The 26,365-nt window shown below is 47.9% G+C and carries 31 protein-coding genes; 16 read left to right on the forward strand and 15 right to left on the reverse strand.

The annotated features are described in order from the left end of the window. Positions 1–5 precede the first annotated feature (5 nt). The 3 genes from fliS to CWI76_RS08070 form a co-directional block, all read right to left on the reverse strand. Positions 6–404, reverse strand: a complete 399-nt coding sequence (fliS, locus tag CWI76_RS08060; RefSeq protein WP_198678583.1) for a flagellar export chaperone FliS — start codon at positions 402–404, stop codon at positions 6–8. An 11-nt stretch (positions 405–415) separates the two neighbouring features. After that, positions 416–1,774, reverse strand: a complete 1,359-nt coding sequence (fliD, locus tag CWI76_RS08065) for a flagellar filament capping protein FliD (RefSeq protein ID WP_126759819.1) — start codon at positions 1,772–1,774, stop codon at positions 416–418. A 148-nt stretch (positions 1,775–1,922) separates the two neighbouring features. Then, positions 1,923–3,638 (reverse strand): HD domain-containing phosphohydrolase, encoded by a 1,716-nt coding sequence (locus tag CWI76_RS08070; protein ID WP_126759820.1) that lies wholly within the window; start codon positions 3,636–3,638, stop codon positions 1,923–1,925. A gap of 218 nt (positions 3,639–3,856) precedes the next feature. Between CWI76_RS08070 and CWI76_RS08075 the strand changes: the two genes are divergently transcribed. The 3 genes from CWI76_RS08075 to CWI76_RS08085 all read left to right on the forward strand — a co-directional run bounded on the left by CWI76_RS08075 (position 3,857) and on the right by CWI76_RS08085 (position 5,544). Continuing rightward, complete coding sequence (locus CWI76_RS08075; RefSeq protein ID WP_126759821.1) at positions 3,857–4,681, forward strand: flagellin N-terminal helical domain-containing protein; 825 nt, start codon at positions 3,857–3,859, stop codon at positions 4,679–4,681. A gap of 77 nt (positions 4,682–4,758) precedes the next feature. Further along, positions 4,759–5,109, forward strand: a complete 351-nt coding sequence (locus CWI76_RS08080) for a hypothetical protein (protein WP_126759822.1) — start codon at positions 4,759–4,761, stop codon at positions 5,107–5,109. 87 nt (positions 5,110–5,196) lie between these two features. After that, positions 5,197–5,544 carry a flagellar protein FlaG gene (locus CWI76_RS08085; protein WP_126759823.1) on the forward strand — a complete coding sequence of 116 codons (348 nt, stop codon included), beginning with the start codon at positions 5,197–5,199 and terminating at the stop codon, positions 5,542–5,544. Between the two features lie 24 nt (positions 5,545–5,568). On the opposite strand, the gene fliE is transcribed toward CWI76_RS08085, so the two are convergent. Continuing rightward, positions 5,569–5,913 (reverse strand): flagellar hook-basal body complex protein FliE, encoded by a 345-nt coding sequence (fliE, locus tag CWI76_RS08090; RefSeq protein ID WP_126759824.1) that lies wholly within the window; start codon positions 5,911–5,913, stop codon positions 5,569–5,571. 172 nt (positions 5,914–6,085) lie between these two features. On the opposite strand from fliE, the gene fliF reads away from it, so the two are divergent. The 13 genes from fliF to fliR are packed head-to-tail and all read left to right on the forward strand — an operon-like array spanning position 6,086 to position 16,851. Beyond that, positions 6,086–7,852, forward strand: coding sequence for a flagellar basal-body MS-ring/collar protein FliF (gene fliF, locus CWI76_RS08095; RefSeq protein ID WP_126759825.1), 1,767 nt, complete (start codon positions 6,086–6,088; stop codon positions 7,850–7,852). After that, entirely contained in the window at positions 7,836–8,864 is a 1,029-nt protein-coding gene (fliG, locus tag CWI76_RS08100) for a flagellar motor switch protein FliG (protein ID WP_198678584.1), read from the forward strand. The genes fliF and fliG overlap by 17 nt, the downstream gene beginning before the upstream one ends. After that, on the forward strand, positions 8,848–9,534 hold the full coding sequence (locus tag CWI76_RS08105; RefSeq protein ID WP_126759826.1) for a flagellar assembly protein FliH: 687 nt from the start codon (positions 8,848–8,850) through the stop codon (positions 9,532–9,534). Before fliG ends, CWI76_RS08105 begins: the two co-directional genes overlap by 17 nt. Then, positions 9,527–10,894, forward strand: a complete 1,368-nt coding sequence (gene fliI / locus CWI76_RS08110; RefSeq protein ID WP_126759932.1) for a flagellar protein export ATPase FliI — start codon at positions 9,527–9,529, stop codon at positions 10,892–10,894. The genes CWI76_RS08105 and fliI overlap by 8 nt, the downstream gene beginning before the upstream one ends. A 2-nt stretch (positions 10,895–10,896) precedes the next feature. Further along, entirely contained in the window at positions 10,897–11,343 is a 447-nt protein-coding gene (gene fliJ, locus CWI76_RS08115; protein ID WP_126759827.1) for a flagellar export protein FliJ, read from the forward strand. A 16-nt stretch (positions 11,344–11,359) separates the two neighbouring features. Further along, positions 11,360–12,589, forward strand: a complete 1,230-nt coding sequence (locus tag CWI76_RS08120) for a flagellar hook-length control protein FliK (RefSeq protein ID WP_198678585.1) — start codon at positions 11,360–11,362, stop codon at positions 12,587–12,589. A gap of 33 nt (positions 12,590–12,622) precedes the next feature. Further along, complete coding sequence (gene fliL, locus CWI76_RS08125) at positions 12,623–13,114, forward strand: flagellar basal body-associated protein FliL (protein WP_126759829.1); 492 nt, start codon at positions 12,623–12,625, stop codon at positions 13,112–13,114. Positions 13,115–13,157: 43 nt separating this feature from the next. Next, positions 13,158–14,276: a flagellar motor switch protein FliM gene (gene fliM, locus CWI76_RS08130; RefSeq protein ID WP_126759830.1), complete on the forward strand. Its 1,119-nt coding sequence runs from the start codon at positions 13,158–13,160 to the stop codon at positions 14,274–14,276. After that, a complete protein-coding gene (gene fliN / locus CWI76_RS08135) occupies positions 14,266–14,670 on the forward strand; it encodes a flagellar motor switch protein FliN (protein WP_126759831.1) in 405 nt (134 codons plus the stop codon). The genes fliM and fliN overlap by 11 nt, the downstream gene beginning before the upstream one ends. A gap of 8 nt (positions 14,671–14,678) precedes the next feature. Next, complete coding sequence (gene fliO, locus CWI76_RS08140) at positions 14,679–15,038, forward strand: flagellar biosynthetic protein FliO (protein WP_198678586.1); 360 nt, start codon at positions 14,679–14,681, stop codon at positions 15,036–15,038. Beyond that, complete coding sequence (gene fliP, locus CWI76_RS08145) at positions 15,038–15,781, forward strand: flagellar type III secretion system pore protein FliP (RefSeq protein ID WP_126759833.1); 744 nt, start codon at positions 15,038–15,040, stop codon at positions 15,779–15,781. Before fliO ends, fliP begins: the two co-directional genes overlap by 1 nt. Positions 15,782–15,790: 9 nt before the next feature. Further along, on the forward strand, positions 15,791–16,060 hold the full coding sequence (gene fliQ, locus CWI76_RS08150; protein ID WP_055439886.1) for a flagellar biosynthesis protein FliQ: 270 nt from the start codon (positions 15,791–15,793) through the stop codon (positions 16,058–16,060). Positions 16,061–16,071: 11 nt separating this feature from the next. Next, entirely contained in the window at positions 16,072–16,851 is a 780-nt protein-coding gene (fliR, locus tag CWI76_RS08155; RefSeq protein ID WP_126759834.1) for a flagellar biosynthetic protein FliR, read from the forward strand. 114 nt (positions 16,852–16,965) lie between these two features. On the opposite strand, the gene flgL is transcribed toward fliR, so the two are convergent. Genes flgL through flgB form a run of 11 tightly spaced genes read right to left on the reverse strand, consistent with a single transcriptional unit; the run spans position 16,966 to position 26,230 of the window. Beyond that, a complete protein-coding gene (flgL, locus tag CWI76_RS08160) occupies positions 16,966–18,162 on the reverse strand; it encodes a flagellar hook-associated protein FlgL (RefSeq protein WP_126759835.1) in 1,197 nt (398 codons plus the stop codon). Between the two features lie 23 nt (positions 18,163–18,185). Further along, a complete protein-coding gene (flgK, locus tag CWI76_RS08165) occupies positions 18,186–19,790 on the reverse strand; it encodes a flagellar hook-associated protein FlgK (protein ID WP_126759836.1) in 1,605 nt (534 codons plus the stop codon). A 51-nt stretch (positions 19,791–19,841) separates the two neighbouring features. Further along, positions 19,842–20,156, reverse strand: a complete 315-nt coding sequence (locus tag CWI76_RS08170; RefSeq protein WP_126759837.1) for a rod-binding protein — start codon at positions 20,154–20,156, stop codon at positions 19,842–19,844. Then, positions 20,156–21,250 carry a flagellar basal body P-ring protein FlgI gene (locus tag CWI76_RS08175; RefSeq protein WP_126759838.1) on the reverse strand — a complete coding sequence of 365 codons (1,095 nt, stop codon included), beginning with the start codon at positions 21,248–21,250 and terminating at the stop codon, positions 20,156–20,158. The genes CWI76_RS08170 and CWI76_RS08175 overlap by 1 nt, the downstream gene beginning before the upstream one ends. 13 nt (positions 21,251–21,263) lie before the next feature. Next, positions 21,264–21,926: a flagellar basal body L-ring protein FlgH gene (locus CWI76_RS08180; RefSeq protein ID WP_241967994.1), complete on the reverse strand. Its 663-nt coding sequence runs from the start codon at positions 21,924–21,926 to the stop codon at positions 21,264–21,266. Positions 21,927–21,946: 20 nt separating this feature from the next. Then, positions 21,947–22,729 carry a flagellar basal-body rod protein FlgG gene (gene flgG / locus CWI76_RS08185; protein ID WP_126759840.1) on the reverse strand — a complete coding sequence of 261 codons (783 nt, stop codon included), beginning with the start codon at positions 22,727–22,729 and terminating at the stop codon, positions 21,947–21,949. Between the two features lie 24 nt (positions 22,730–22,753). Beyond that, entirely contained in the window at positions 22,754–23,497 is a 744-nt protein-coding gene (gene flgF / locus CWI76_RS08190) for a flagellar basal-body rod protein FlgF (protein ID WP_126759841.1), read from the reverse strand. A 27-nt stretch (positions 23,498–23,524) separates the two neighbouring features. Next, complete coding sequence (gene flgE / locus CWI76_RS08195; RefSeq protein ID WP_126759842.1) at positions 23,525–24,709, reverse strand: flagellar hook protein FlgE; 1,185 nt, start codon at positions 24,707–24,709, stop codon at positions 23,525–23,527. 11 nt (positions 24,710–24,720) lie between these two features. Then, positions 24,721–25,398 (reverse strand): flagellar hook assembly protein FlgD, encoded by a 678-nt coding sequence (locus CWI76_RS08200; RefSeq protein ID WP_126759843.1) that lies wholly within the window; start codon positions 25,396–25,398, stop codon positions 24,721–24,723. A 10-nt stretch (positions 25,399–25,408) separates the two neighbouring features. Beyond that, on the reverse strand, positions 25,409–25,813 hold the full coding sequence (flgC, locus tag CWI76_RS08205) for a flagellar basal body rod protein FlgC (protein ID WP_126759844.1): 405 nt from the start codon (positions 25,811–25,813) through the stop codon (positions 25,409–25,411). Between the two features lie 12 nt (positions 25,814–25,825). After that, entirely contained in the window at positions 25,826–26,230 is a 405-nt protein-coding gene (flgB, locus tag CWI76_RS08210; RefSeq protein ID WP_126759845.1) for a flagellar basal body rod protein FlgB, read from the reverse strand. Positions 26,231–26,365 lie beyond the last annotated feature (135 nt).

The following is a 26,365-nucleotide window of genomic DNA, read 5'->3' on the forward strand; positions in this document are numbered from 1 at the left end:
GTGCCTTACGCCCCCTCAACCTGTGGTTGAATCTCTTTCCATGCAGAGCCGATTTGTTCTAAAAGCTCTGCAGCTTCGTCTAACTTGGCGACATCGTTCTTTAAATTCGCTTTAAGCAAGAGTTCACTCACGTATAAGTAGATTGACTCTAACCGCTCAGCTAGCTCGCCGCCTTTTTCTTTATCTAGCGCCGCCAATAAACCCAGGTGCACAATATCTGTTGCTTTAGCAATGGCCTTCCCTTTTTCTGCAACGTTTCCGTTTTCCATATGCAACTTGGCCGCTCTGATTTGCTTTTGCACGCCATCAAATAACATTACAATGAGCTTGTGCGGGCTTGCAGAAAGCACATGACTCTCTACATCCACACGACCATAAGCTGCTGCACCACGCATACCGTACATGATAATTCCCTCTAGTTACCTTGGCCTAACTGCGCATTTAATGATGCGAATTGTTGTTGCAAGTAAGCGCTGGTTGAATTCATGCTCGCAATCATGCTGTCCATTTGTGCGAATTGCTTACGATAGATTTCCACTGTTGATGCAATTCGTTGTTCTTCTTGGAAGTAACGGTCATCTAAGCGTTCAAGCGTACTCTCGAACCCTTTGATTCGACTATTGATTGGGCCTTCATCGGCTAAAAGATTGCTCAACGTTGTCTTTGCCTTGTCGGCAAAACCTTCTATCGTATCTGTACCTGCGAAAAACTCTTGCAACATTGGCAAGTCATTTTGGACGACATTTGCGAGCGCTTCTTCATCCACTTTTAACTTGCCGCCAAGTTCTCGCGAAATGCCAATATCACCAAGCCTGGTAAACTGACTTGCAACCGTTTCACTCAGCAGGTTTCGAAGACGAGATTCGATCGTTCTCACGCCACTGTCACCTAACAACTGGCCAGCAACTTGTGAGCCTTCGTCGTATTTCGTCATATCAGTAATGAGTTGCTGGAGCTCATTAAATGACTCAACAAAGTCGTTCACATTTCCTGAAATTGATTCGGCATCACGCGTAATACTGACTTGCGCTTGCCCTTCTTTCGCCAACGAAAGCGTCACACCTTGAATTGCATTCTCAACAACATTTGTCTGGCTCGTAATAGCAACACCATTGACTGAAAGCGTTGCATTCGATGCAGCCACTTCAGTAGAGACATCCGTCGCCACATTGCCGGCAAGAGCGCCTCCGAAGGTGATATCAGCAATAGCAGAATCGGTTCCTGTGCTCGCGGAACTAAAAACCAACCGATATGGGTTACCGCTTCCATCATTTATAATTGAAGCTTGAACATCAGTTTGTGCGTTATTTACGGCACTTCGAATATCTTCTAACGACGTTGCGCCATCCGCTAAATCGATACTATGTGTTGTACCATTCGCTAGAGTGAGGCTTACATTTCCCGTACCTGTTCCAATTTGTGCAGCACTATCAGTAACTCCCTGAGTCGCAATGCTATAGCTTCTAGCTAACCCCGTCACATTGACGTCGAAGGTACCCGTCGGTGTATTCGATGCAGCGGCAACAGTCAGCACATCAGAATTAACTGAGCTTTTCGTCGCTTTAAATGTTGGCGTTAAATTGAGAGCGCTAGTTGCGTCTTGAAATTTAGTTAACGCGCTCTGTAGCTTGCCATAGGCAGAAATTCTCGCTTCAAAGCTCTTTTGCTGTAACGAGATCGGTTGTAGGCGCTGCCGCTCAGCTGCTTCCAGCTGATTTAGTAAGCCGTTCAGGTCGAGACCCGAACCGATACCTAATGCTGCTATTGATGCCATGGTGCTAACCCCTATTTCTCATGCCAATCAGTTTGCATGAATAAATTCAATTCAAAACCGATAAAAAGCGACGCAAAACACGCCTATTCTGTATATCGGCCACAATTTGTTCAACTTTAGTGATTTTTTCGGTTACCGGAGAAATGCTTCAACTTTCCGGTATTAAAATATCGCGAATACGCCCCAATTCAGCTAGCGCAGCGCCTTCAATGGGGGAACCTAATTTATCATCAGGAGCCATTTTATGTGGCGAGATTCGAACACGATTGACGCGCTTTTTAGCGTCTAAGCCAACAACCCAGCCAAACTGACCTTTTTCAAAACGGAGCAATGAACCAATAGGTAGCGGCCCGAAATGTGCAACGTAACGCTTCACCCACGCTTCATCAAACTGATCTAGCCTTGTTTGCATTGATTTGCCAGCGGCAACAGGCGTTATCGCTGGACGATCAGGTCGGTGCCGCTGCATTGCATCAATTGCATCGACCACCGCAGCTGCCCGCGCCAACTGACCCAATTGCTTGTCCTTAAGTCCATTGGGATAACCGGAGCCATCCAAGCGTTCATTGATTTGTGCAATCACATTGTCACGAACAACCGGCGCAAGCCACTTCACACCGTCTAATTTTTCAATAATCGCTTCCACGTGACTTTGCATTTCTTCGTACACATCGGTACTTAATGTCGTCGCTTTCCAAATTTCCGGGGGAAGCGTGCCCTTACCAAGATCATGAACCATTGCCGCCGCAACCACTGCTTTACGCAGGTCACGCGGCATTTTTGCCGCATTTAACAAATCAGCCAAACGAACGGCAACAGCTAACCCATGCTTCACCCAGCGCGATTCGCGATGAATACAATGCACCGAGAATAAGGTTTCTTGGCGGTCATCTTCGAGCATATCCAAAATGCGGTCGGCATGAAGTGACAACTGCGACGAGTTCACCGGTTGCCCTTGCTTCATCACCACCATCTGACTATCAAGATAACCGGCAATGCGAGCCATTTTTCGAGCCATCGGTGTCGCATAAGTATGCCCATGGCGGCGACTTAGCTTCTTGTCGTTTTCATCGCGAACGCGGAACAATTCAGATTCACTGCGATTATCTCCGTTACCCGCACTGCGCGACGCCTCGCGCTCGATTTCACGAACATAACCCCAAATTTCTCGTTCTTGCGGTTTACTCACATCTTCAAATTCAAATCCAACCGCTAGCACTTGACGATCATTGTCGGTTTTTAAATGCCGCACTTTGGCTTTTACTTCAAACGAGGTACCGTTCGGAAAATACAACTCAATCTCAGTCGCAATATCTGGTAACACTCGCGACACGCCATCTTGCATGAAAAACTCTGCCAAACACCCTGTGGCCGACAGATCTTTCAAGTCGCCCTGTAGCTCGACGAGTTCATCTTTATCGTTATCTTTAGTGCGAACATGTACACCCACGTTCATGCCAATACGCAAACTGGCGCGGAAACTCGCGCGACGCTGTTTCACATGAATTTCGGTAGGCCAATCGACATAGGCTAGAAGACGACTATCAACCGTGGTGAATTCGCGAACAGCCATGGGGTTCGAGCGAACGAGACCACCGGGGGTAAAACCTGAAAGGATAAACTTACCACCACGTCGCAGTGGTGGCGCTACATCACGAATCGCGGTGAGATCAAAAAGGAGGTAATCTTCTTCGAGTTGTTCAACCAGCACCACAGGATGATCTTTTTCCGCAGGCCCAAGCAACGTCAACACCGCCACGCCCGGCTGACTCAATGCGTCATAATATGTCGCAAGCTCAACCAAGCTGTTTATTGGCGTAAATTCATTTTCGCTCGTTTGAGCGTGTTGACTGGCCTCGCTCACGCGATGCTCCTTTCCTTAGTTATGTTCTGGTTCCATTTATCGGCATGTGCGCTAATGCCTTTAACTGACCCCTAATATAGCAAGCGTTTGTGCTCCCTTCGAAAATATTTTTAGCTTTTTGAAAAAAATTTCTAAAGGTTTTTTTTAACCCACCGATAACCCTTAGCGACGGCAGGCCAAACTAGGCAGCCTAATTTGGAAACAGAAGGAATAAGACTATGTCAGTTATCAACACAAACATGACCTCACTGATCGGTCAGCAAAACCTCCAGAAGTCACAGTCTTCACTGCAAACTTCAATGGAACGTCTGTCTTCAGGCCTGCGTATCAACAGCGCCAAAGACGATGCAGCGGGTCAAGCAATTGCTAACCGCATGACTGCACAAATTACTGGTATGCGTCAGGCTCAGCGTAACGCTAACGACGGTATCTCTATGGTGCAAACTATGGAAGGCGGCTTAAACCAAATCAACGACAACTTACAACGTATTCGTGAATTGGCAGTTCAAGCAGCGTCTGATACTAACAGCGCTGATGACCGTACTTCAATTCAAACAGAAATCACCGAGCGTGTTGCGGAAATCGACCGTATCGCTGGCGGCGCTAGTTTCAACGGCACAAACTTGCTTGACGGAAGCGCTCTAGCACCATTACAGATTCAAGTTGGCGCAAACACAACTGCAAATGATTCAATTCAAGTCGCTACTGTAGACGCAACTTCAGCAACACTTGGCGTAAACGCTTTGACTGTTGATAGCGCTGTAAATGCTCAAGCAGCGATTGATGCCGTTGATACCGCCATGGCAACAATTGACACCTCGCGCAGCACTTTGGGTGCGACCCTGAACCGCTTTGATTCAGTTGTTGAAAACTTAGCAACAACTTCAACCAACTTGTCTGCTGCACGTTCGCGTATTGAAGATGCTGACTATGCAGTTGAAGTATCGAACATGACCCGTTCACAAATCTTGCAACAGGCTGGTACTTCGGTTCTTGCGCAAGCAAACCAGGTACCACAGTCAGTATTGTCACTGTTGGGTTAATCACTCAACTAGTGCCAAACTCAATAGCAGGCTCCCTCGGGGGCCTGTTTTGTTTGTAAGCAGGTAGGATAATCACTATGAAATCTGCAGGCGCAACCATCACATCAGAGCAACTCATCAATGATGTGATTCCTAAGCTAAAAACGGTCGAGTTTATTTTGGAGAGCAAACTCAAAGCCGCCATTGAAAACAGCAAGGATGCGCAGCAACAGGCTAAATATCAGGTTTATCAGCAAGAATTTCAGTTAGAATTAATGATGATTCAGATGAACTTAGATCACCTGTTAACTCGGTACGCCGATATTATTAAACCGCAAGGCCGACGCGCGGAAAATACCTATTTGGAACTCGACGACAGCGAGCGCGTTGCGCTTAGCACTATTATGAATTTGTATAACAAAGTCAGTGAATTAGCTTCCACTTTATAACCTATAATAATCGGCTAAAGTTTGTCCGATTTCAGCCGATATTCCAATATAAGCGAAAAATATTTTCGTATTTTTGGAGATGACACTATGGCTACCCCAATTAATGAAGCCACTTCCAATTGGCCGGTGACAACCGCCGCCGCTGAAAAGCAGCGACTAGACCGCGTACTGCAGCAATTACCTGCCGTACGTCAAAGCGAAGCGCAACGAGAAATAAAAAAAGACGAGTTAGTGAAACCAGTTCAACAGATTAATGAAGTCATGAATAACTATGGCATTCATTTTGAGTTTGATGATGGTTCAGGCCGCACCATTGTCAAAGTGGTCAGCCAAGAAACAGGCGAAGTGATTCGTCAAATTCCAAACGAAGAAGTGCTACGTATTGCTCAGCATTTGCATGAAATGAGTGGGTTACTGGTACGCGAAGAGGCTTAACGCCTCTTCACACCAGCCAACTCGTTACACCTGCATATTCATAATATCTTTATACGCACTCACCAATTTATTGCGCACCTGAACACCCATTTCAAATGCCAAGCCGGCTTTTTGCTTATCGACCATCACTTGGTTCAACGACACATTCGGGTCGCCAAGTTGAAACGCTGTCGTTGTTGCCGCAGAGGTTTGTTGTAGCGAGTTAATGCGTTCAATTGAATTTTTCAATTCACCTGCAAAACTGCCTTTTTGTGTTTGCTCAAGGCCTGGTTGCACATTCAAATTCACCTTAGCAGCGGCTGGTGCAGCAACCTCTGCTTTCATGGTTTGCATTTGTTGTAATGCGGTTTGAATAGCCGGTACGCTCATTACTAATTCCTTCTAACCCACTTCTTTGATTGCAGCAACTATACCCATTCAATGCAAAACTGAAGCCCGCAATAAAGCATAAAAAAGTGCGTTTATTACCACTTTGACTTGTTTTTCCTTGCGCATAATGTGCAGTAGATAAATCCGTGCACAAATTGAATTGAGATACCCAATGGAAGCAACGCAAGCACAAACAATGAGCAGTCCAGCGGCAGCGAATGCAGCGCCTCCGCAATGGCTGAATAAGCTAAAGCAAAGCGGTTTAGTGCCCTTACTAATTGGTGGTGCGGCGTTTATTGGCTTGGTGTTTGCGTTAGTGATGTGGGCAAGCGCACCAGAATATCGGGTGTTGTATAGTAACCTGAGTGAAGCCGATGGCGGCCGAATTGTCAGCGAACTTGATGCCCGCCAAGTGAAATATCAGCTTAACAGCACTGGTAGTATTTTGGTACCAAGTGATCAAGTACATAAGCTTCGTTTACAAATGGCAGAACAAGGTTTACCGCAAGGTGGCAACGCCGGTTTCTCCCTTATGGATAATCAAGCGTTCGGTATCAGCCAATTTGCCGAGCAGGTTAACTTCCAGCGTGCGCTCGAAGGCGAACTCGCCAGCTCCATGGAATCGCTAGGTCCGGTGCAAAAAGCACGCGTGCACCTTGCGATGGCGAAAGCCTCAGTGTTTGTGCGTGAGCGCGAACCAGCGAAAGCTTCAGTAATTTTAACCTTGCATCCTGGTCGTAAGCTTGGTGACGGCCAAGTACAAGCCATAATTCATATGGTATCGAGCAGCGTACCTGAGCTTGCACCGGACAATGTTACTGTTGTTGACCAATACGGTGCGTTACTTTCCCAAAATAACCGCGATGATGCTTTAAGTGGCTCAAAGCTAGATTATATTCAACAAGTTGAGCGTTCGTATCAGCAACGTATTGAGAACATCCTGATTCCTATTTTGGGTCGTGACAACATCAAAGCGCAGGTTGTCGCGCAAGTTGACTTTTCGAAGCGTGAAGCGACGGCTGAGCGATACAGCCCAAACCAAACCCCCGAAACCGCCGCTATTCGTAGCATTCAACGTAATACCAACCTGCAAGGTAACGGTGTTGGTGCAACGGGCGTTCCTGGCGCATTAACGAATACACCACCGGGCGTTGAGCCGTCACCGATTGAAACAACTGCCGAAGGCAATGAGACGGAAACGACGGCAGCCACAGGCAATCGCGCAGTGCAACAAGACCAAGTCGTGAACTACGAGCTCGACCGCTTTGTTGAGCATGTGGATCACCAGCGCGGTCAGCTTGAGCGTTTATCGGTAGCTGTGGTGATAAACCACCGTACCGTGCTTGATGACGAAGGCAATCCTGAGCTCGTTCGACGCAGCGATGAGGAGCTCGAATACATCAACCGTCTCGTGCGCCAAGCCATGGGCTTTCAAGAAGCGCGCGGTGACCAAATTGAAGTGGTAAACAGTCCGTTTGTAAGCGAGCAAGAATCTGTTGTTGAAGAACCTTGGTACAAACAACCTGCTGTGATGCAACTGGCGCAAAACGTGGTGCGTTACGTAGTAGCCGGCATCGGCATTTTGCTTCTTTACTTATTACTGCTACGCCCTGTCATGAAGCGCTATTTACATGTTTCGCCGGCGGCCGAAGGCTCAGCAACTAACGGTAGAGGAACGCTACGCGCGGTTGTTGGTGACGATGATGACATGGAAGACGTTGTGGTGAAACGTCGCCGCCGTAAAGATGGGTCCAACTACGATGCTGAAGATGACTCGAACGTCGCCGAAGATCAAGGCGATAGCTTCCATTGGCCAGAGCAGCGTAACAACAAGAGCTACACCCAAGCCTTAGCAAAAGCGAAAGAAGTAGCGCAAACGAATCCGCGCCAAGTTGCTCGTATCTTACAGAATTGGATGAACGATGATGACCACGTCTAACGCACCTGACAAAAGTGTCGCTAAAGAAATGACCGGCCTGCGTCGTACGGCGCTGCTGCTGTTGATGCTGGAAGAAGAATCGGCAGCGGAAGTATTTAAGCATTTTGCGCCAAATCAGATTCAGAAAATCAGCAAAGAAATGACGAAGCTATCCGATGTGTCGCATGCAGACATTAAAGCTGCGCTTGAAATGTTCCACAGTGATTTAGCGAACACACCTTCACTCGACAAATATGATGATTATGTACGCTCGGTTCTCACGAAAGCATTAGGTTCAGACCGCGCCAATACGCTCATTGAAGATGTGTTAGAGCACAAAGTTGGCGGCATTGGTATTGATGCATTGAATATGATGGACGTGCCAGAAGTGGCCGAGATGATCAAAGACGAGCATCCGCAGATTATCGCCACCATCTTGATTCACTTAGACCGTGCGCAAGCCGCTGGTGTGTTGGAGTTGTTTGAAGAGCGCTTGCGTAACGATGTGGTGCTGCGTGTTGCGACGTTTACCGGCGTACAGCCGGCGGCATTGCAAGAGCTCACCGAGGTACTCGGTGGCATGCTTGATGGTCAGTCGCTGAAACGCAGCAAAATGGGTGGTGTGCGCACCGCCGCAGAAATTCTTAACTTGCTTAGTGCCGGTCAAGAAGACACCGCACTTGAAAACATTCGCGCTTACAACGATGAATTGGCGCAGAAAATTGTCGACGAAATGTTCTTGTTCGAAAACCTTATGGACTTGGACGACCGCAGTATTCAAGTACTACTGCGCCAAATCGAAACCACTTCACTGGTGGTGGCACTCAAGGGTGCCGACGATGCCTTGGTGGAGAAATTCTTACGCAATATGTCACAGCGAGCAGCACAGCTTATTCGCGAAGAAATGGAAACCCGTGGGCCAATTCGTGTTTCTCAAGTGGAAAGCGAACAGAAAGCCATTCTGCAAGTGGTTCGGCGTTTGGCCGACTCGGGTGAAATTGTGTTGAGTAGTGGTGATGATGCCTACGTCTAACACCAATAATCAGTGGCGCAGTTGGAATATGGAGCCGTTGTCTGCCAAGCAGCAACGCGATGCTTCGCAACAGCAAAAAGCAGAACAAGCGCAGTTCGATCAGCAAAGTGAACTACGCCAACTGCGTGAGCGAGCTCGCCAAGAAGCCTATAACGAGGGCTTAAAAGCGGGTCATGAAGCCGGCTATCAAGCAGGTTATGACGAAGGTTTAAAAATAGGGCGCGAAGAAGGACTTACTGAATATAACGCACAGTTACAAGCCGCCTTAGTGCCAATCGCTGACCTGATTAAGGAAGCGGATACAGCTGTGCAAGGTATGGATGCGCATTTATCAGAAAGCCTGTTGCAACTGTCGTTAACTGTCGGTCGGCAGCTAGCTGGTGAAGCGTTAGCAGCGAATCCTGAGCAAGTTTTAGAGTTAATTCGGGCGATTTTGCACGAAGACCCAATGCTTATCGACAAGCCAGTGTTGTTGCTTAATCCAGATGACTTAGAGCTAGTCAAACAGCATCTAGAACACGAGATTGCCACGGTCGGCTGGAAACTACGAGCTGATGATCGTCTTGAGCGTGGCGGATGTCGTTTAATTAGCGCTAACGGCGAGCTCGATGCCACTATCGAAACCCGTTGGCAACGCATTGTACACCAATTACGAGGACGCCATGGCTAACGCCCAGCAGCAATTGCATCAATGGCAGGTGACACTGAATAGTGTCAACCAGCGTCTGCAGCACCTACCACAATGGTACCTGTGCGGCCGTTTGATGCGTGCTACCGGCATGGTGCTTGAAGCTGTTGGTTTAAAACTCCCAGTGGGTAGTAGCTGTGTCATTGAAATGCCGCAGCAAGGCGAGGTTTTAGTTGAAGCGGAAGTGGTTGGTTTTGCCGGTGAGGTGACCTATTTGATGCCTCTTAACGCAGTTCAAGGGCTGGTACCTGGCGCTCGCGTCATGCCGCTCAACGATGGTCACCATGATAGCCGTCGATTCCCGTTAGGCGAGAGTTTATTAGGCCGCGTTCTTGATGGTAGCGGACGCCCACTTGATAACAAACCGTTACCGAAGCAATCTGAATACGGCTATTTGGCAACCACAACCATCAACCCAATGCTTCGCGCGCCCATTGATACCTCGATTGATGTTGGCATCCGCGCCATCAATGGTTTGCTCAGTGTTGGTCGTGGTCAACGCATGGGGCTTTTTGCTGGCTCTGGTGTTGGTAAGTCGGTATTACTCGGCATGATGGCACGATTCACCAAAGCTGACGTGATTGTGGTTGGTCTGATTGGCGAGCGGGGTCGTGAGGTTCAAGAATTTATTGACCATATTCTTGGCGAAGCGGGTATGGCTCGTTCCGTTGTTGTTGCCGCACCGGCTGACTCCTCGCCGTTACAACGTTTACAGGGTGCATCCTATGCGACACGTCTCGCTGAGGATTTCCGCGATAAAGGCAAGCATGTCTTACTGATCATGGATTCATTGACTCGCTTTGCCATGGCGCAACGTGAAATTGCCTTGGCGATTGGTGAGCCACCGGCCACCAAAGGTTACCCGCCGAGTGTGTTTGCTAAAATTCCAGCTCTTGTTGAGCGCGCTGGAAACGGTGTTCGCGGTGGTGGTTCAATTACGGCGTTTTATACCGTCTTAACTGAAGGCGATGACCAACAAGACCCGATTGCGGATTCTACCCGAGCCATTCTTGATGGCCACATTGTATTGTCGCGCCACTTAGCTGAGAGCGGTCACTACCCCGCAATTGATGTTGAAGCATCGATTAGTCGCGTGATGCCGTCGGTAACCACGCTTGGTCAACAGCAACAAGCTCAACGACTGAAAAAGTTGATCTCAGTGTATCAGCGCAATCGTGACTTAATTAGCGTTGGTGCCTATAGCCCCGGACATGATCCATTGTTAGACCAAGCGGTACAAAAATTCCCGCAAATTGAAGCCTATTTGCAGCAAAAAATGTCGGAACAAGCATCGACTGCACAAGCACAGCAGCGTTTAACTGAATTGGTTGGAGGCGCCTAAGCATGAATGGATTTGTTTTAGCCCACTTGACTGAGCAAGCTGAGAAAGCACGCAATGAGGCAGCCAAATTATTGGCAGAAGAACGCCAAAACAAACACAAAATTGCGCAACAGTTACAAACGTTACAACAATATCGAAACGATTATGCGGTGCAGCTTCATCAACAGATGCAAAACGGTATCGCGAGCCATTTACTAAGCAACTATCGTCAGTTTTTAGCGAGTTTAGATAGCGCCGTCGCGCGGGCTCAAAATGCGTTAGTCGATCAAGAAACAAAAGTAGATAAAAGCCAACAATTTTGGCAGACCAAACAACGTAAATTGGCATCTTATGAAACCTTAGCTGACCGCAAGCAGGCAGCCGAAGTTAAAGTAGCCATGAAACACGAACAGAAGCTCGCTGATGAGCTGTCGTTAGCCATGTACATGCGTCAGCGTGGGCTGCGTTAGGAGAAAAAAGGTGAGTATGATGGTTAATTTCAATAATTTAATGACGACTACACCAGCCAGCACCAAAGGCGCTGCTGCATCGACAGATACACAAGCACCGATCTCAGGCTTTGCTGCGCTTTTTGCCGCGCTGTCGAACCACTCCGGCTCACAATCTGGGGTAAACACCTACTCATTCGACGCCACAACAACAGAAGCTCAGCTTCAGCAATTGGCCAACAATTTAAAGCCAAGTGAGCAAGAGCAGTTACTAGAGCAGGCCGAGTTGAATCCCGAAGCCATTGCTCAGATTTTAGCGCAGCTACAACAGCAACAAGCTTTGCAACAGCCTCAATCAGCCCAGTCGGTTGCGAACAAGCCATCTGTGCAGGCCGTTGTTGCGAATGCTGTTAGCGCAGCTCAACCGCAACGCCAACCGGTAGCAACCAACCAGATATCGCCGGTCATCACTGATGAACCAAGTACAACGACTGCCTCCGCCCCTGTCAGTAATAATGCAGTGTCGACAAAACCTGTCGAGCCATTAGCCGCGTCTGTTCCTGTCGCTACACCTGAACCTGAACAGGCAAAACCTGACATCCGTGGCTCAAGTGCGCCGCTGACAACTGAGTTGAATTCAGTTAAACCGACCACTCAACTAGAAACCACTCGTACCGTTCAAGCACCGGTTTCGACGATGAGCGCAAGCGTCGTCATGGTTGAAGCACCGGTTGCTCAATCAGTGCAATCAGCCCAAACGGCACCAACAACACCAAGCACAACAGCAGCGACGGCGTCACTTGCAGCACCGGTCGGTAGCCAAGCTTGGGCGAACCAATTACAACAAAACGTGATGCAAATGGTCATGCATAATCAAAATGAAATGACTTTACGCTTGCATCCAGCAGAACTTGGCCCGCTACAAGTTCAGTTGCGCATGGATGACAACACGGCGCAGTTAAATATTTTGACGCACAGCCAACAGGTTCGTGGCGCGCTAGAACAAGCTATGTCGACCTTGCGTGATGCACTTGCTAACCAAGGCATTCAATTGGGTGAATCGCAAGTGAGCGATCAAGGACAGCAATTTGCGCAACAGCAGGCTCGCCAGCAAGCACAACAATGGGCAGCAAATTCGCAAAATAATGGACAAAATACCAACGAAAGCACTGTAGAAAATTCAGAATCGGCCGAGAATACTGACATGGGCTCAAATTCTCGGCATACTGCCGCCGCTCATAACGGTCAAGTTGATACGTTTGCTTAATGAGTACGTTGGTAAAAATTAAAGGATAAGAAAATGGCGCGCAAAAATGACACTCAAGCAGCACCTGGCAACAGTAATTCGCCAATTATGCTGATCATTTTGATTTTAGTGTTGGTGCTAATTGGTCTCAACACCTATTTACTATGGGATACGCGTAACTTGGCGGCGGCTTCTGCCATCGGCGCAGTTCAAGCAGAGCCAGAACCAACCGACCCAGTATTTGTGAACATTTCGCCATTTACGGTGAATTTGCAGAGTGATCAATTTGGTCCGCGCTTATTATATGCAGGGCTAACATTAGAAGTGCCAAGCGAGAAAGTTAAAGCAACACTCATGAAAAATATGCCGCAAGTTCGTAATCGCTTGTTAGTGTTGTTATCAGGTCAAGAAGCCGAGAGCATCGCGCAATCAGAAGGCAAGAAAGTGCTCGCGAAAAGCATTATGGATTCACTCAGCGCACCTTATCAAGGTGACGAAGAGCTCGCTATAAACGACGTCTTGTTTACCGAATTCATTGTTCAGTAAGCATGAAAATACGACGTGAATAAGCATAAACTAAAGAGAACACATGAGTAACGGACACCAACTGTCACAAGAAGAGCTTGATGCATTATTGGCGGGTATCGCTCCCGAGGATGATGTTGATGCTGATGACCAGACTACGGCTCCTCTTAGCCATGATGCTGGCGTCGATGTATTGACACCAAAACCCAAGCGTAAGGTGAAACAACAGCCGTTTGATCCGGGATCACAAGCGCGTATTGTACGTGAGCGCTTACATACTCTAGAGGTCATAAACGAGCGCTTCGCACGTCAATTTCGCATGAACCTGTTTAACTTGTTGCGCCGTAACGCTGACATTTCGGTTGAGTCGGTAAAATACCAACGCTTTAGCGATTTTGCTGACGCGACGCCAACACCGACCAATTTAAATATTATCTCAATGAAGCCGTTGCGCGGCAGCGCACTTGTTGTGTTCCCGCACGCGCTTGTATCGATGATTGTCGAGAATTTATTTGGCGGCGATGGCCGTTTTATGACCCGCAACGAAGCGCGAGAATTTACCGGTACTGAACAACGAATCATCAATCGTGTTCTTAATTTGGCGATCGATGCCTACCAAGAGTCGTGGCGTGCTGTCCACCCGCTAGAAATCAGCTACATTCGCTCAGAAATGCAGCCTAAATTTGCGGCAATCACCAGCTCGCCAAGTGAAATCGTCGTAACGACTACATTTCACCTCGAAGTTGGTAACCTCGATAGTAATTTTAAAATTTGTATGCCATACGCCATGGTTGAGCCGTTGCGTGACAAGCTCACCAACTTACGCGCTGATATCGGCGGAAATAGTAACGACAAAGCATGGCGCCAACGCATCACACATGAACTACAAGCATCAAGTGTCGAGCTCATTGCTAATTTTGTTGATATTCCAATGCGAATTCCGCAGGTCATGTCACTGAAACCTGGCGATGTCCTCCCAATTGAGCTACCCGAAACCGTCACTGCAACAGTGAATGCCTTGCCAATCATGGAATGTGAGTTTGGCAGTCTCAACGACAATCGTGCGCTCAAAGTGAAGCGATTACTCGAAAATCATCGATACCCGCAGTCACTTCTGCGTGAACGAAATAAAGGCGGTGTTTTTACCCCGTTGCGTGCCAAGGAGTCCTCTGATGACGAATAAAGACAAATTAAATCCTGATAACGAGCAAGACCCGTGGGCTGATGCGCTGGAAGAGAACGCTGACGCTGCCCCAGATGAAAATGCGAATAGTGTATTTAAACCACTAGAAAATTCCGTTCAATCAAGCTCAATGAATGAACTGGATATCATCATGGATATTCCGGTGAAGTTGAGTGTGGAATTAGGCCGTACCCGCATTACCATTAAACAGCTACTCGAATTAGCACAAGGCTCCGTGGTGGAACTTGATGGCTTAGCCGGTGAGCCAATGGACATCCTGATTAATGGCTATTTAATAGCTCAAGGCGAAGTGGTTGTTTTAGATGATAAATACGGTATTCGGATCACCGAGATTGTGACGCCGTCTGAACGTGTACAAAAGCTAAACCGATGAACGAGCCAATGGCAGTAGAAGTGGACAGCGGCCTCGCACTCCTCGGCCAAGTAACATTGGTGCTGATTTTAATCATTGGCATTATTCTGCTGTGCGCTTGGTTATTCCGCAAAATGAATGGCACCTCTTTAGGCCACTCGAAACTGCTCAATGTCGTCGGCTCTGTTGCCGTCGGCCAGCGCGAGCGCGTCGTTATTGTCGAAATCAACAATACATGGTTGGTATTAGGGGTGGCATCAGGCAAGGTGAGCAAGCTCCATGAAATGCCTGCTCAAGAACGCCCAGAGGCTCAGCTAAATGGCTTCGCCGCGCGGTTGCAACAAGCTCTCAATAAAAACGCCTCGGCGCCATCCAAAGAGGCAAAATAATGCGTCGTATTTGGCTTATCATCATCGCTGTTGGTGTCTTTTGGTTGCCTGTTGAAACACTCGCCCAGTCTATTCCTGGTGTTTTAGTGGAGCCAACCGAAAATGGCGGTCAGCAATGGTCATTATCGCTCCAAACCTTACTCTTTTTAACCAGCCTGACATTTTTACCCGCTGTTGTGCTTATGATGACTTGCTTCGTGCGACTTATCATCGTATTTGGTTTATTAAGAACCGCAATGGGTACTCAGTCAGCACCGCCCAATCAGGTGTTGCTGGGGCTAGCGTTATTTCTGACATTTTTCATCATGGCACCGGTTTTCAACCAAATTTATGACATTGCCTGGTTACCATTTAGTCAAGACAATATCGACTTCCCGCAGTTTTTAGAACTCGCGTCCGGCCCACTACGTGAATTTATGCTCGCACAAACCCGCGAGCCTGATTTGGCATTATTCGCAAATCTTGCTGACGTTGGTCCCATAGCTTCGCCCCAAGAAGTGCCATTTCACGTACTTGTACCTTCATTTGTAACCAGTGAACTTAAAACGGCATTCCAAATCGGTTTTACAATTTTTATTCCGTTTTTGATTATCGATTTAGTTGTGGCCAGTGTGCTTATGGCGCTCGGTATGATGATGGTTCCACCGGCAACCATTTCATTGCCGTTTAAACTCATGCTGTTTGTTCTGGTGGATGGCTGGCAGTTACTGATTGGCTCGCTTGCGGCCAGCTTTTATGTGTAGGGGGCAACAATGACACCTGAAACCGTCATGACAATTGCCTACCAAGCCATGTTGCTTTGTGTCTATTTAGCTGGCCCTTTGTTGCTCACAGCTCTGCTACTCGGTTTGTTGATTAGTTTGTTTCAAGCCGCCACGCAAATTAACGAGATGACCTTAAGTTTTATTCCGAAAATTCTTGGTGTACTTGCGGTACTCGTGCTTATTGGCCCTTATCTGCTTCAGCTTATTATTGATTTCACCACGCGGTTATTCACCAATATTCCGTCCATGATTCAATAACGGAGTCGCGCATGATTACGGTCACCTTCGCGCAACTTCAAGAATGGATTAGCTTATTCTTATGGCCATTCTGTCGATTTACGGGGTTATTACTGATTGCGCCTGTATTCAGCCATTCCAGCATTCCAAATCAGGTAAAACTGGGGCTAGCTCTCATATTCAGTGTCATTATCGCGCCAGTTCTGCCGCCATTACCGGATATCCCGCTATTCTCATGGGCCAGCTTTGGCATTATTGTTGAGCAAATCATCATTGGGGTGACTATCGGGCTTGTTGTTCAAGTTGTTTTCGCCGCCGTACAAGCTGCCGGTGAGTACATTGGCTTACAGATGGGTCTTGCCTTCGCTACCTTCTTTTCGCCCGACAGCGGCGCGAACACAATGATTTTGTCGCGTGTGTTCTATACCTTCGCTATCCTGATGTTTCTGGCTATTGATGGGCACTTGATCATGCTAGAAATTTTAGCGCGTTCATTTGAGTTTTTACCGATAGGTACACTCGGTTTGAATGCAGGCGCATTCGAACAAGTCGCGCGCTTTGGTCTAGTCGTATTTAGCTCGGGGATTTTACTGGCGTTACCTGTTTTCGGTGCGTTACTTATTGTGAACCTGACTCTCGGTATCTTGAACCGCTCAGCTCCACAACTTACTGTATTCTCAGTCGGTTTCCCCATGTCGCTGACGCTTGGACTGGTCTTGATGACCGTACTAACAACAGAGCTCGGAGGTTACTTGCAGCGCCTATTCCGTCTAGGCCTCGACATGGTCGAACAAGTCCTCCTCGCGATGTAAAGGGCAACTACGATATTAGCTATTGGATATTAGATATTGGATATTGGATATTAGGAAAAGCCCAAAACAACCGCTCTAATATCTAATATCTAACGGCTAATATCGTCGTTGCGTTTAAAGGAACTTAAACAGACTCATATCTTTCATGTCTACAAACGCCTTCTGTGCCGCCTGCAAACCAACCATCCGCACACTATACTGCGATGCCGCTTCAACATAATCCAAATCAACTAGATCAGATAATGCTTGTTCGTAGGCTAATGTGCGATTACCACCAATAGTGTCCAGCGCATCAAGCTCGTTCAACCGTGCACCAACTTCGGCGCGGGTGGTTAACACATTGTCCATGCCGTTATCGAATTCACGCATTGCGGTACGTAATGTATTCACTCGCTGCGCTTTTTCAGCATCTGTATTCGCAGCATTATCAAGTACTGAAAGTGCTTTCTCAAATGTCCGAAAGATATCCATGTTGTTATCTTGACCACGCGCCACACGCAATGTATCGCCGGTAGCTGGGGCACCTTCCAACTCAACTTCAACGCCACCTAACGTAATTGTTGTTGGATCATTGTAGTCGGTCCATGCGCCGCCATTCACGCGGTACTGCATTTGCCCAGCATTATCGGCAAACTCAATATCATAGGCTTGACCGAAATCAGGATGATTCGAATCAACGATATTAATACCGTTAAATTGCATTGTTCCCTGATTGGTTAATCCCGCGTCAGCTAAGTAGCCCGCGCTGCTATGCACCGAACGGAAAATTTTGTCGCCTGAGTGACCGACCGCCATCCGACGATCACCATCAACTTGTTGTTCGCGCACATCGGGATTGCCAACATAGTTGACGTTACCATTCACATCACGAACAAACGGTGCGGTATCATCTTGATAGCCACCAAATAAATAGCGGCCGTTACCGTCGCGTGTATTGCCTAAGCCAATCAATGATTCGTACAACCCACGTATCTCACTGGCAACCGAAGCTCGGTCAGCATCAGACAAGGTATCGCTGGACGCCTGAACCATCAGGGTCTTGGCGCGTGAATATATATCGTTCACTGTATTCAATACGCTTTCTTCTTGCGATAACGCATTACGGACGCCAACGCGCGCGTCGCTAAACTGACTCGATACCGCTTTCGACTGCCCAATGTTAATTGCTTGCGTCATTGCCTGCGGATCATCAGAAATGTTCACAATACGCTTACCACTGGCAATTTGTTGACCTATTTTCATAAAATCGGTTTGCTGCCGATTCATCGATGACACGCTTTGGTTATACATGGTGAGAGTACTGATTCGCATGATTTAAACTCCGCGTTGTTCGCTTAGCGCAACTGTAAAATGGTATCGAGAATGGTTGAACCGGTCTCAATCACTTTGGCATTGGCTTGGTAGAATTGTTGATAGCGGATAAGGTTAGCCGCCTCTTCATCAAGGTTTACGCCCGATTCCGACTGCTGTAATGAGGTTAATTGTTCAGTTAACCCTTCTTGAGCCGCTAAGTTCGCCTGCACGACATTAATTTGGTTACCTAAGGTACTCACCATCGTGCCGTAGGCTTGGTTGAATGTACCCTTACCTTCCACGAGCAACTGATTCTGCAAATCGAGCATGGCCAAACCATTACGGTTGTCACCGCTAGCCGTTGATTGAGCCGCTGCAAGTTGTGAACCTTCATTGAGCAATAATTCAAAACTCTGTGCTTGATTTACTAATGGCCGAACTCGGAAGCTGTCACCCGGCTCTACGGTACCTGTCATGGTGATCTCTAAACCATTAAACGTTAGCGTCCCGGTTGCACCATCAAAGGCCGCGTTCACTATCTTACCGTTATCCAAACGACGAACTTCATAACCGGTATCGGTCAATCTGATATCGTAATCGGCAGCAAGTAACTCCGTCGAATCGCTAATTTGTACGGCGGCAGTACCATTACCGGTATTACGAGCATTGCTGTAGGCAACCGCGTTACCTGCGTCAAACATTGCCTGACCCGGGTCTTGGTTTAAATCAACTCCAGCTTGATGCTGTTGATTAAATGCGTCAGTAAACACACGAACCATCTGTCCTAGCTGGTTGCGCATGGTGTCTAAACTTTTTGATCGAAATTCCATCAAGCCGCTTAAACTGCCTCGATTAAAGGTCGATTCTTTCAACTGAATTTGATTGCCGGCAACGTCGTTATAGAAGATCGCTGTGCGCGTTGGGTCGCCATTGTCGGTCAACGCTGATAGTTGGTAAGCGGTATCGCCCGACACTAATGGTGAGCCATTATTCAACGACACCGTATACGAACCTGATTTCTGTTCGTGAACTCGCACATCAATCCGTTGCGATAAGTCATGCACTAACTTGTCACGTTGGTTCAACAAGCTGTTGGGCGCCTCACCTGTGCCTGACCGAGCAATCAAAATTTCTTTATTGAGGGAGCTGATTTGCCCAGTAAGTGCATTAATCGTATCCACCTCAAACTTCATCTCGGCGTTGACACTGCTTTCAATGTCTTCGAGGTAATTATCGAATGATTTGAACTGACCGACTAACGTATTGGCTGTTCCTAATACCCCAGCGCGAGCCGCTGGATCAGCAGGACTACTGTTCATTTGGCCAAGCGCATTAAAGAATTCTTGCATAACCGGCGCTAAGCCTGAGCGCTCATCTGACAACAAGTTATCAATTTGGCGCACCTGACTATAGTAAGTTTCAAGCGATGCTAACGAGCCACTAGAAGCATTCAATCGCGTGGCAACAAATTGATTAAATTGACGTTCAACACCGTTGACTAATACACCGTTTGTGCGATTTTCACCTAGTTGTACAATCTCGCGATTGTAACCCGGAGTATTCACGTTACTGATGTTGCCACTAGTGGCATACAACCCAGTTTGAGCCGCGCGTAAACCACTTAGGCCAATTGAAAAGATACTCATGCTTGCTCCCTAATGCTACTACCTTACTTATCGGCACTAGCACGCATAACTTTATGGTTTTTTGCCTTGCTGTTGCTGCAATTGCTGTAATAGTTGTTCCGCAAGGCCAATACCTTTACCAGCAACCTCTGTGGCTAATTGTTGGTCAAACATATCGGTGTAGTTACGCATCGCCGAGCTATTAAACAGTTCTGATTCACCGCCGGCTTCGCGCATCGATTTCATCATTTGTTGAATAAATAGCGCTTCAAACTGTCGCGCCGCCTCAGCTGCCGCTTGCTCCGGCTGCGCATGACTTTGCTTCTTTAACTGACTGAGTTGCTGCACGTCTATCGCTAAACCTACTGAAGCGACTGAGTTTGCCATTAAATAATCTCCAATTCAGCGCGTAGCGCACCAGACGCTTGCAGCGCTTGCAGAATTGCCATGAGGTCGCTCGGTGTGGCACCTAGGCTATTTAGAGCTTGCACTACTTCCATTAACTCCACGCCTTCAACCATTTGCAACGAACCTTCCTCTTGCTCAATCGCAATATCGGCAGTTTCACCCGTAATTGTCTCGCCGCCACTAAGCGCAGGTGGCTGGCTGACAAATGGACGGCGCGCAATGGTGACCGACAAGTTACCGTGAGCAACCGCAGCCTGGCGTAGGGTTACAGGGCCACTTAATACGACCGAGCCGGTGCGCGAATTAAGTACCACGCGCGGATCGGCTGCCGCCGGTTGCACATCAATATTTTCAACACGAGCCATGAACCGCACGCGGTCGTTCGCGTTCTGCGGGCTTTGTAGTTCAATTGAGCCGCCATCGATTGCATTTGCAACTGAGTATCCAAACTCATTATTGATTCGGTCAACCATGTTGAGTGCTGTGGTAAAGTCCGCTTCTTTTAAATTCAACTGCAAATTCACGCGCCCCAAATCGAGTGCAACTTCACGTTCAACGGTGGCGCCATCAGTAATGCGGCCGCCAGCTTGCTGATTAATAACTGCCGATGAACCTTGTGATTCTGCACTAGCACCGTTAATCAATAAGTTACCTTGCGCCAAGGCATACACTTGACCATCAGCACCTTTCAGTGGCGTCATTAATAAAGTGCCTCCGCGTAAGCTTCGAGCGTTACCTATGGAAGAAACCACCACATCTAACTGTTGCCCAGGGCGGGCAAAGGCGGGCAAGGTTGCGGTAACCATAACCGCAGCCACATTGCGTAATTGCATATTCGTACCGGGCGGAATCGTCACACCCAACTGCGCTAGCATATTGGTCATACTTTGCCCAGTAAATGGCGCCTGCATGGTCTGGTCACCTGAGCCATCAAGACCGACAACCAAGCCATAGCCAACTAAGCTGTTGCTTCGCACTCCGGCAAAATCTGCAAGATCTTTAATGCGCTCTGCCTGCGCGTTACCCATCGAGATAGTCGCTAATGCGATGAGCACAATAAACTGTCGCAACATATGAAACCCCTACTTAAAACGGCGCAATATAGTTAAAAAAGCGCTGTAACCAACCCTGCTTCTGCGCTTGGTTGATATATCCATCACCAATGTACTCAAGGCGAGCCTCTGCAACCGCACTCGAAAGAACACTGTTTTGGCCATTAATGCTGCGCGGATTAACGACACCAGAAAAGCGAATGTATTCGGTGCCTTGGTTAATCGCGATTTGCTTTTCACCGCGAACATGCAGATTGCCGTTCGGTAATACATGCATTACTTGAACGGTGATAATGCCGGAAAATTGATTTGAGGCACTGCTACCGCCTGAACCGGTAAAATCGTTTGTGCTACCAATATTAAATCCATACTCAGCGAGCTCCTCCAAGGCATCCGGTAAGCCTTCGAGATCCATACCGATATTACTGGCACGTGACGACTGTGATGAGGCGTTTTTGGTTGCACTCACTTGTTCTTCAAGCACGATGGTAATAATGTCGCCAGAGCGACGTGGCCGCTGATCTTCGAATAACGGTATATAGCCATTTTGCGCCTGATAAATGGAACCATTTGGAACCGCTTCTGCGTTTTTCGGAATCACTACCGGATCATAAGGTTCAACCACTACCGGTTCCGGTGGAGAACTGCTACAGCCCGCCAACACGATACCACCTGCTATAACCATTGCCGCGCGCATCACCCGTCTACCTCGTCTCATTACAGCTGACTTAAACGCGCCAGCATTTCGTCACTGCTAGAAATTGCACGACTATTTATTTCATATGCACGCTGGGTTTGAATCATGTTGACCATTTCTTCCACCACGTTCACGTTGGAAGCTTCAACAAAACCTTGAAATAAGGTGCCCGCTCCGTTCATACCTGGCAGTGATTCTGTTGGGGCCCCTGAGGCTTGTGTTTCCACATACAAGTTACCGCCACGGGCTTCTAGGCCAGCGTCGTTCATAAACATAGCAAGCGTAATTTGTCCTACTTGCATGTTTTGCGTATTGCCAGGTTGGGTCACAGTAACAATACCGTCTTGACCAATTGTCACGCTCATCGCGTTTGCCGGCAGAAAAATCGCAGGCTCTAATGGAAAACCGTTGGCGGTAACCATTTGGCCATCTTGATTTACCTGAAAGCTCCCGTCACGGGTGTAAGCAACTGAGCCGTCCGGCATCAATACTTGAAAATAACCCTTACCGCTAATTGCTAAATCACGCGAGTTCTCGGTATTGTTTAAACTACCCTGCGTGTGCAATCGTTCAGTTGCCACGGCGCGCACACCCGTACCAACCTGTAAACCGGATGGCAAACTGTCTTGCGCATTGTTCATGGCGCCTGGCTGACGCATGTTTTGGTATAACAAGTCCTCAAAAACCGCCCGCGAGCGTTTGAAACCCGCGGTATTCACGTTTGCCAAGTTATTGGTGATCACGTCCAGCTGTTGTTGCTGTGCGGTTAAACCTGTTTTGGCTGTCCATAACGCTTTAATCATAATCTTTCTCCACTTAAGCGGTGCTTAGCCTTTCACCGAGAGCAGGCTATTGGCCTGTTGCGCTGTTTCATCGGCCGTTGAAATCACACTCATGTTCAGATCATAACGACGCTGGGTATCAATCATTGCCACCATCGCTTCAATGGTATTGACGTTGCTACCCTCTAGCGCGCCAGAAACCAACTGTGCATTTTCGTCGCGCTGTAATGCCGCGCCAACTGGTGTACGAAACCAGCCATCATCACTGCGTTGCAGCTGGTTTGGCTGATCAACACGCACCAATTTAAGCCGATCTAAAGGTACTAATTCGTTGGCATCACCGCCCATGCCGATGCCGCTAATCGTACCGTCATTACCTATGGAGACTTGTGTGCCAAGCGGCAACAATATAGGTCCGCCATCACCTAAAACCGGCATGCCATTTACTTTAAGTTGACCATTAGCATCAACCTGCAAGTCACCACGTTTGGTGTAAGCTTCGCCATCCGGCGTTTGCACTGCTAACCAGTTGGCTTGATCGAGTGCCACATCTAAATCACGCTCCGTTGTCTGAATAGCGCCCCCTGAGGTATCGAATAACCCAGTCGTGGTGACTGCCGCCACCCGCGTATCTAATGCGCCAGCACCATTTACCGGGACAGCTCGGGCTGCAGCAAGCTGCGCCCGAAAACCGGTCGTTGATGCATTACTCAAGTTATTCGTGACCACCGACTGTTCATCAAGAGTCTGGCGCGCCCCATTCATGGCCGTGTATAAAATGGCATCCATCACTAAGCCTCTTTAGTTAGCTTTGAATTACTTCAACTGCATCGTGGTTTGCAACGCTTCATCCTGAGCTTTAATGCTCTGTGCGTTTGCTTGATAATTACGCTGAGCAATAATCATCGATACTAACTCTTGAGTTAAATCAACGTTTGAAGCCTCTACTGCACCAGCCATTATCGAACCAAATTGGCCTTCGCCAGGTACTGATAAAATTGGAACGCCTGAGCCTTTGGTTTCAATCCAAGCATTACCGCCTACTGATTTCATGCTCTCAAGGCTTTTGAAATTAGCCAATGCAATGGTTCCCAAAACAACTTGTTGCTCATTTGAATAGGTACCAATGAGGTCACCATTTTCAGAAACCGCAACTTGCATCAGCGTGCCTGACATATAGCCGTTCTGCTCCATTGATGTGAGCTCGAACTCATTGGCAAACTGGGTCGTGCCGGTAACGTCCATAGCTATGGACATATCAGCCGCACCTTCACCTGGCACAAATGTGAAGCCATCCATGCCAGTAGTACCAGTCAGTAGGCCATTCGCATCGAAGGTAAGTTGCCCAACTTCTGGCGCAACCTCGTCGCCGCGAGACATCCGTACTTCCCACTGGTTATCCGCAGTTTTCGTAAAATACATCATGCTTGGATGAGCGTTACCTAACGAGTCATACAAGGTCACGGAATTGGCATAGGAGTAGCTATCTGGGTTCGTGGTATCAAAAGGCACCGTCCCGCGGTCGACAAGGGCTGTGCTGGTGTCTAAGTTAAAAACACCATCAAGCTCGGTTGATGCCATCGCTGGAATGCCACCAGGTGGTACACGTAAAACCTCAGGTTGACCACCGAAGTCTGCACCTTGCGGGTAACCCGTAAGCTGAGCGCCCTGTGCATTTACGATATAACCATTCTTATCAATACTTAATTGGCCATTCCGTGAATACTGCACTTGCCCTTGTTGCTCAAAGCGGAAGAAACCTTTACCGCTAATAGCTAAATCCATACTGCGATTGGTGGTTTCAATATTGCCTTCGCTGAAATCTTGAAAGACACCGGCAACGCGAGTACCCAAACCAACTTGAGCATTGGCATAGATATCTGCGAACTGAGCGCGGGCGCTCTTGAAACCAACAACCTGTGAGTTCGCAATGTTGTTACTAACGACATCGAGATTCGTGGCCGCTGCACGTAAACCTGATAATGCTTGTGAAAAACCCATGATCGAGCTCCTTAGATAATTTGCCGAATGTCTTCAAGACGAACGGGTTCTAAAATACCGCCTAAATCTAATCGCGGACCTTCTTCCGTCATACTTACCGCGATAACCTGTGCATAGTTGAAGCGCTCTGACGTGACTGGTTCGTCACCATTGGTTGCTTCAACAGTAAAGTTGTATGAGCCGGCAGGTGCTGAAGTGCCGTCGTCCATTTTGCCGTCCCATGTAAATGATTGTGGACCCGAGCCGACTTCGCCCATATCCATGCGCCGCACCAACATGCCACTGGCGTTGTATATATTAATTTTGACGCTTTCCGCAGGCGCGTTCAGCTCAATGCCGAATGGCGTTGCGCTACCATCAACTTCATTACCCACCAAAATCCGTTCACCCGGCACTAGTACAGCGCGACCAATTAACGCTGACGCCTGCATTGATTTAGCGGTTTCCATCTGCCCGTTGATGGTTTGCATGGTCTCGTTCAATGATTCAATGCCACTCACGGTGTTAATTTGTGCCAATTGCGAGGTCATTTCGTTATTTTCCATTGGGTTCAATGGATCTTGATTGCGCAACTGAGTCACCAACAGCGTCATAAAATTGTCTCGCATTTCTTGGCTATCTGAAGCCACTTGCGAGCTATTGGCAGTCTGATTTACACGGTTTAATACGCTTGCATCAATAGTACTCATGACTTACTCCCTAGCCTTTTCCAATACTGAGTGTACGCATCAGTAAATCTTTACTGGTGTTCATCACTTCAACGTTGGCTTGATAAGACCGCGAGGCAGAAATCATATTGACCATTTCAGCTACAGGGTCGACGTTTGGCATCGTTACATACCCTTGCTCATCGGCAAGCGGATGACCTGGTTGATATTCACGGCGTGCTGGTGCTTCTGATTCCACCACTTCTTTAACTTTCACACCGCCAATGCCGCTAGCTTGCAACTGTTGCTCAAAAACAACTTGCTTGGCTTTGTAGGGTTGTCCGTCTGGACCTGCCACACTATTAGCATTCGCCATATTGCTCGCCGCCACATTCATGCGCTGTGATTGCGCGGTTAGTGCCGATCCGGAAATGTCTAAGATTGAAAAGATCGCCATAATTTCGCTTCCTTATTGTTCTGGTTGCATGGCTTTACGCAGGCCACTAATGCGATCATCTAAAAACTGAATATCTGCTTGGTAACGCATCGAGTTATCTAAAAATTGTGTGCGTTCCATATCCATATCGACGGTGTTACCATCCAAGCGACTTTGTGCTGGTACTCGGTACTGCATATCAACCGTGCTGGTACTCGACGATAAAGGTAAATGGCCTGCATGCGTCGTAGCTAATTTAACCGCGCCGTGTTGCTGCGCTGTCGCTCGCTTGAGCTCTTGCGAAAAATCAAAGTCACGCGCTTTAAAGTTCGGCGTGTCCGCATTGGCAATATTGCCTGCCAAGGTTTCTTGTCGCTGTTGTCGCAACGCCAACGCCTGTTGTTGAAATTGCAACGCACTGGTTAACTTGTCGATCATCGTGCAGACCCTCCTGTTCACGTTGCAGAGTACTGCGACTTGTGTAAAGGCAAAGCAAAGAATAAGCGGTTTTTTTACCCCCAATTCTGAAGATTCCAATTGATAGAACTGTCTATAATTCGAACTGTTGTTTAT

The sequence above is a fragment of the Pseudidiomarina marina genome (assembly GCF_003987045.1).
Lineage (GTDB): Bacteria > Pseudomonadota > Gammaproteobacteria > Enterobacterales > Alteromonadaceae > Pseudidiomarina > Pseudidiomarina marina.

What these genes read in the sequence shown, in the direction of transcription:
- fliS (WP_198678583.1), bottom strand. Translation starts at nt 404, where the DNA reads ATGTACGGTATGCGTGGTGCAGCAGCTTATGGTCGTGTGGATGTAGAG.
- fliD (WP_126759819.1), bottom strand. Translation starts at nt 1,774, where the DNA reads ATGGCATCAATAGCAGCATTAGGTATCGGTTCGGGTCTCGACCTGAAC.
- CWI76_RS08075 (WP_126759821.1), top strand. Translation starts at nt 3,857, where the DNA reads ATGTCAGTTATCAACACAAACATGACCTCACTGATCGGTCAGCAAAAC.
- CWI76_RS08080 (WP_126759822.1), top strand. Translation starts at nt 4,759, where the DNA reads ATGAAATCTGCAGGCGCAACCATCACATCAGAGCAACTCATCAATGAT.
- CWI76_RS08085 (WP_126759823.1), top strand. Translation starts at nt 5,197, where the DNA reads ATGGCTACCCCAATTAATGAAGCCACTTCCAATTGGCCGGTGACAACC.
- fliE (WP_126759824.1), bottom strand. Translation starts at nt 5,913, where the DNA reads ATGAGCGTACCGGCTATTCAAACCGCATTACAACAAATGCAAACCATG.
- fliF (WP_126759825.1), top strand. Translation starts at nt 6,086, where the DNA reads ATGGAAGCAACGCAAGCACAAACAATGAGCAGTCCAGCGGCAGCGAAT.
- fliG (WP_198678584.1), top strand. Translation starts at nt 7,836, where the DNA reads ATGATGACCACGTCTAACGCACCTGACAAAAGTGTCGCTAAAGAAATG.
- CWI76_RS08105 (WP_126759826.1), top strand. Translation starts at nt 8,848, where the DNA reads ATGATGCCTACGTCTAACACCAATAATCAGTGGCGCAGTTGGAATATG.
- fliI (WP_126759932.1), top strand. Translation starts at nt 9,527, where the DNA reads ATGGCTAACGCCCAGCAGCAATTGCATCAATGGCAGGTGACACTGAAT.
- fliJ (WP_126759827.1), top strand. Translation starts at nt 10,897, where the DNA reads ATGAATGGATTTGTTTTAGCCCACTTGACTGAGCAAGCTGAGAAAGCA.
- CWI76_RS08120 (WP_198678585.1), top strand. Translation starts at nt 11,360, where the DNA reads ATGATGGTTAATTTCAATAATTTAATGACGACTACACCAGCCAGCACC.
- fliL (WP_126759829.1), top strand. Translation starts at nt 12,623, where the DNA reads ATGGCGCGCAAAAATGACACTCAAGCAGCACCTGGCAACAGTAATTCG.
- fliM (WP_126759830.1), top strand. Translation starts at nt 13,158, where the DNA reads ATGAGTAACGGACACCAACTGTCACAAGAAGAGCTTGATGCATTATTG.
- fliN (WP_126759831.1), top strand. Translation starts at nt 14,266, where the DNA reads ATGACGAATAAAGACAAATTAAATCCTGATAACGAGCAAGACCCGTGG.
- fliO (WP_198678586.1), top strand. Translation starts at nt 14,679, where the DNA reads ATGGCAGTAGAAGTGGACAGCGGCCTCGCACTCCTCGGCCAAGTAACA.
- fliP (WP_126759833.1), top strand. Translation starts at nt 15,038, where the DNA reads ATGCGTCGTATTTGGCTTATCATCATCGCTGTTGGTGTCTTTTGGTTG.
- fliQ (WP_055439886.1), top strand. Translation starts at nt 15,791, where the DNA reads ATGACACCTGAAACCGTCATGACAATTGCCTACCAAGCCATGTTGCTT.
- fliR (WP_126759834.1), top strand. Translation starts at nt 16,072, where the DNA reads ATGATTACGGTCACCTTCGCGCAACTTCAAGAATGGATTAGCTTATTC.
- flgL (WP_126759835.1), bottom strand. Translation starts at nt 18,162, where the DNA reads ATGCGAATCAGTACTCTCACCATGTATAACCAAAGCGTGTCATCGATG.
- flgK (WP_126759836.1), bottom strand. Translation starts at nt 19,790, where the DNA reads ATGAGTATCTTTTCAATTGGCCTAAGTGGTTTACGCGCGGCTCAAACT.
- CWI76_RS08170 (WP_126759837.1), bottom strand. Translation starts at nt 20,156, where the DNA reads ATGGCAAACTCAGTCGCTTCAGTAGGTTTAGCGATAGACGTGCAGCAA.
- CWI76_RS08175 (WP_126759838.1), bottom strand. Translation starts at nt 21,250, where the DNA reads ATGTTGCGACAGTTTATTGTGCTCATCGCATTAGCGACTATCTCGATG.
- CWI76_RS08180 (WP_241967994.1), bottom strand. Translation starts at nt 21,926, where the DNA reads ATGCGCGCGGCAATGGTTATAGCAGGTGGTATCGTGTTGGCGGGCTGT.
- flgG (WP_126759840.1), bottom strand. Translation starts at nt 22,729, where the DNA reads ATGATTAAAGCGTTATGGACAGCCAAAACAGGTTTAACCGCACAGCAA.
- flgF (WP_126759841.1), bottom strand. Translation starts at nt 23,497, where the DNA reads ATGGATGCCATTTTATACACGGCCATGAATGGGGCGCGCCAGACTCTT.
- flgE (WP_126759842.1), bottom strand. Translation starts at nt 24,709, where the DNA reads ATGGGTTTTTCACAAGCATTATCAGGTTTACGTGCAGCGGCCACGAAT.
- CWI76_RS08200 (WP_126759843.1), bottom strand. Translation starts at nt 25,398, where the DNA reads ATGAGTACTATTGATGCAAGCGTATTAAACCGTGTAAATCAGACTGCC.
- flgC (WP_126759844.1), bottom strand. Translation starts at nt 25,813, where the DNA reads ATGGCGATCTTTTCAATCTTAGACATTTCCGGATCGGCACTAACCGCG.
- flgB (WP_126759845.1), bottom strand. Translation starts at nt 26,230, where the DNA reads ATGATCGACAAGTTAACCAGTGCGTTGCAATTTCAACAACAGGCGTTG.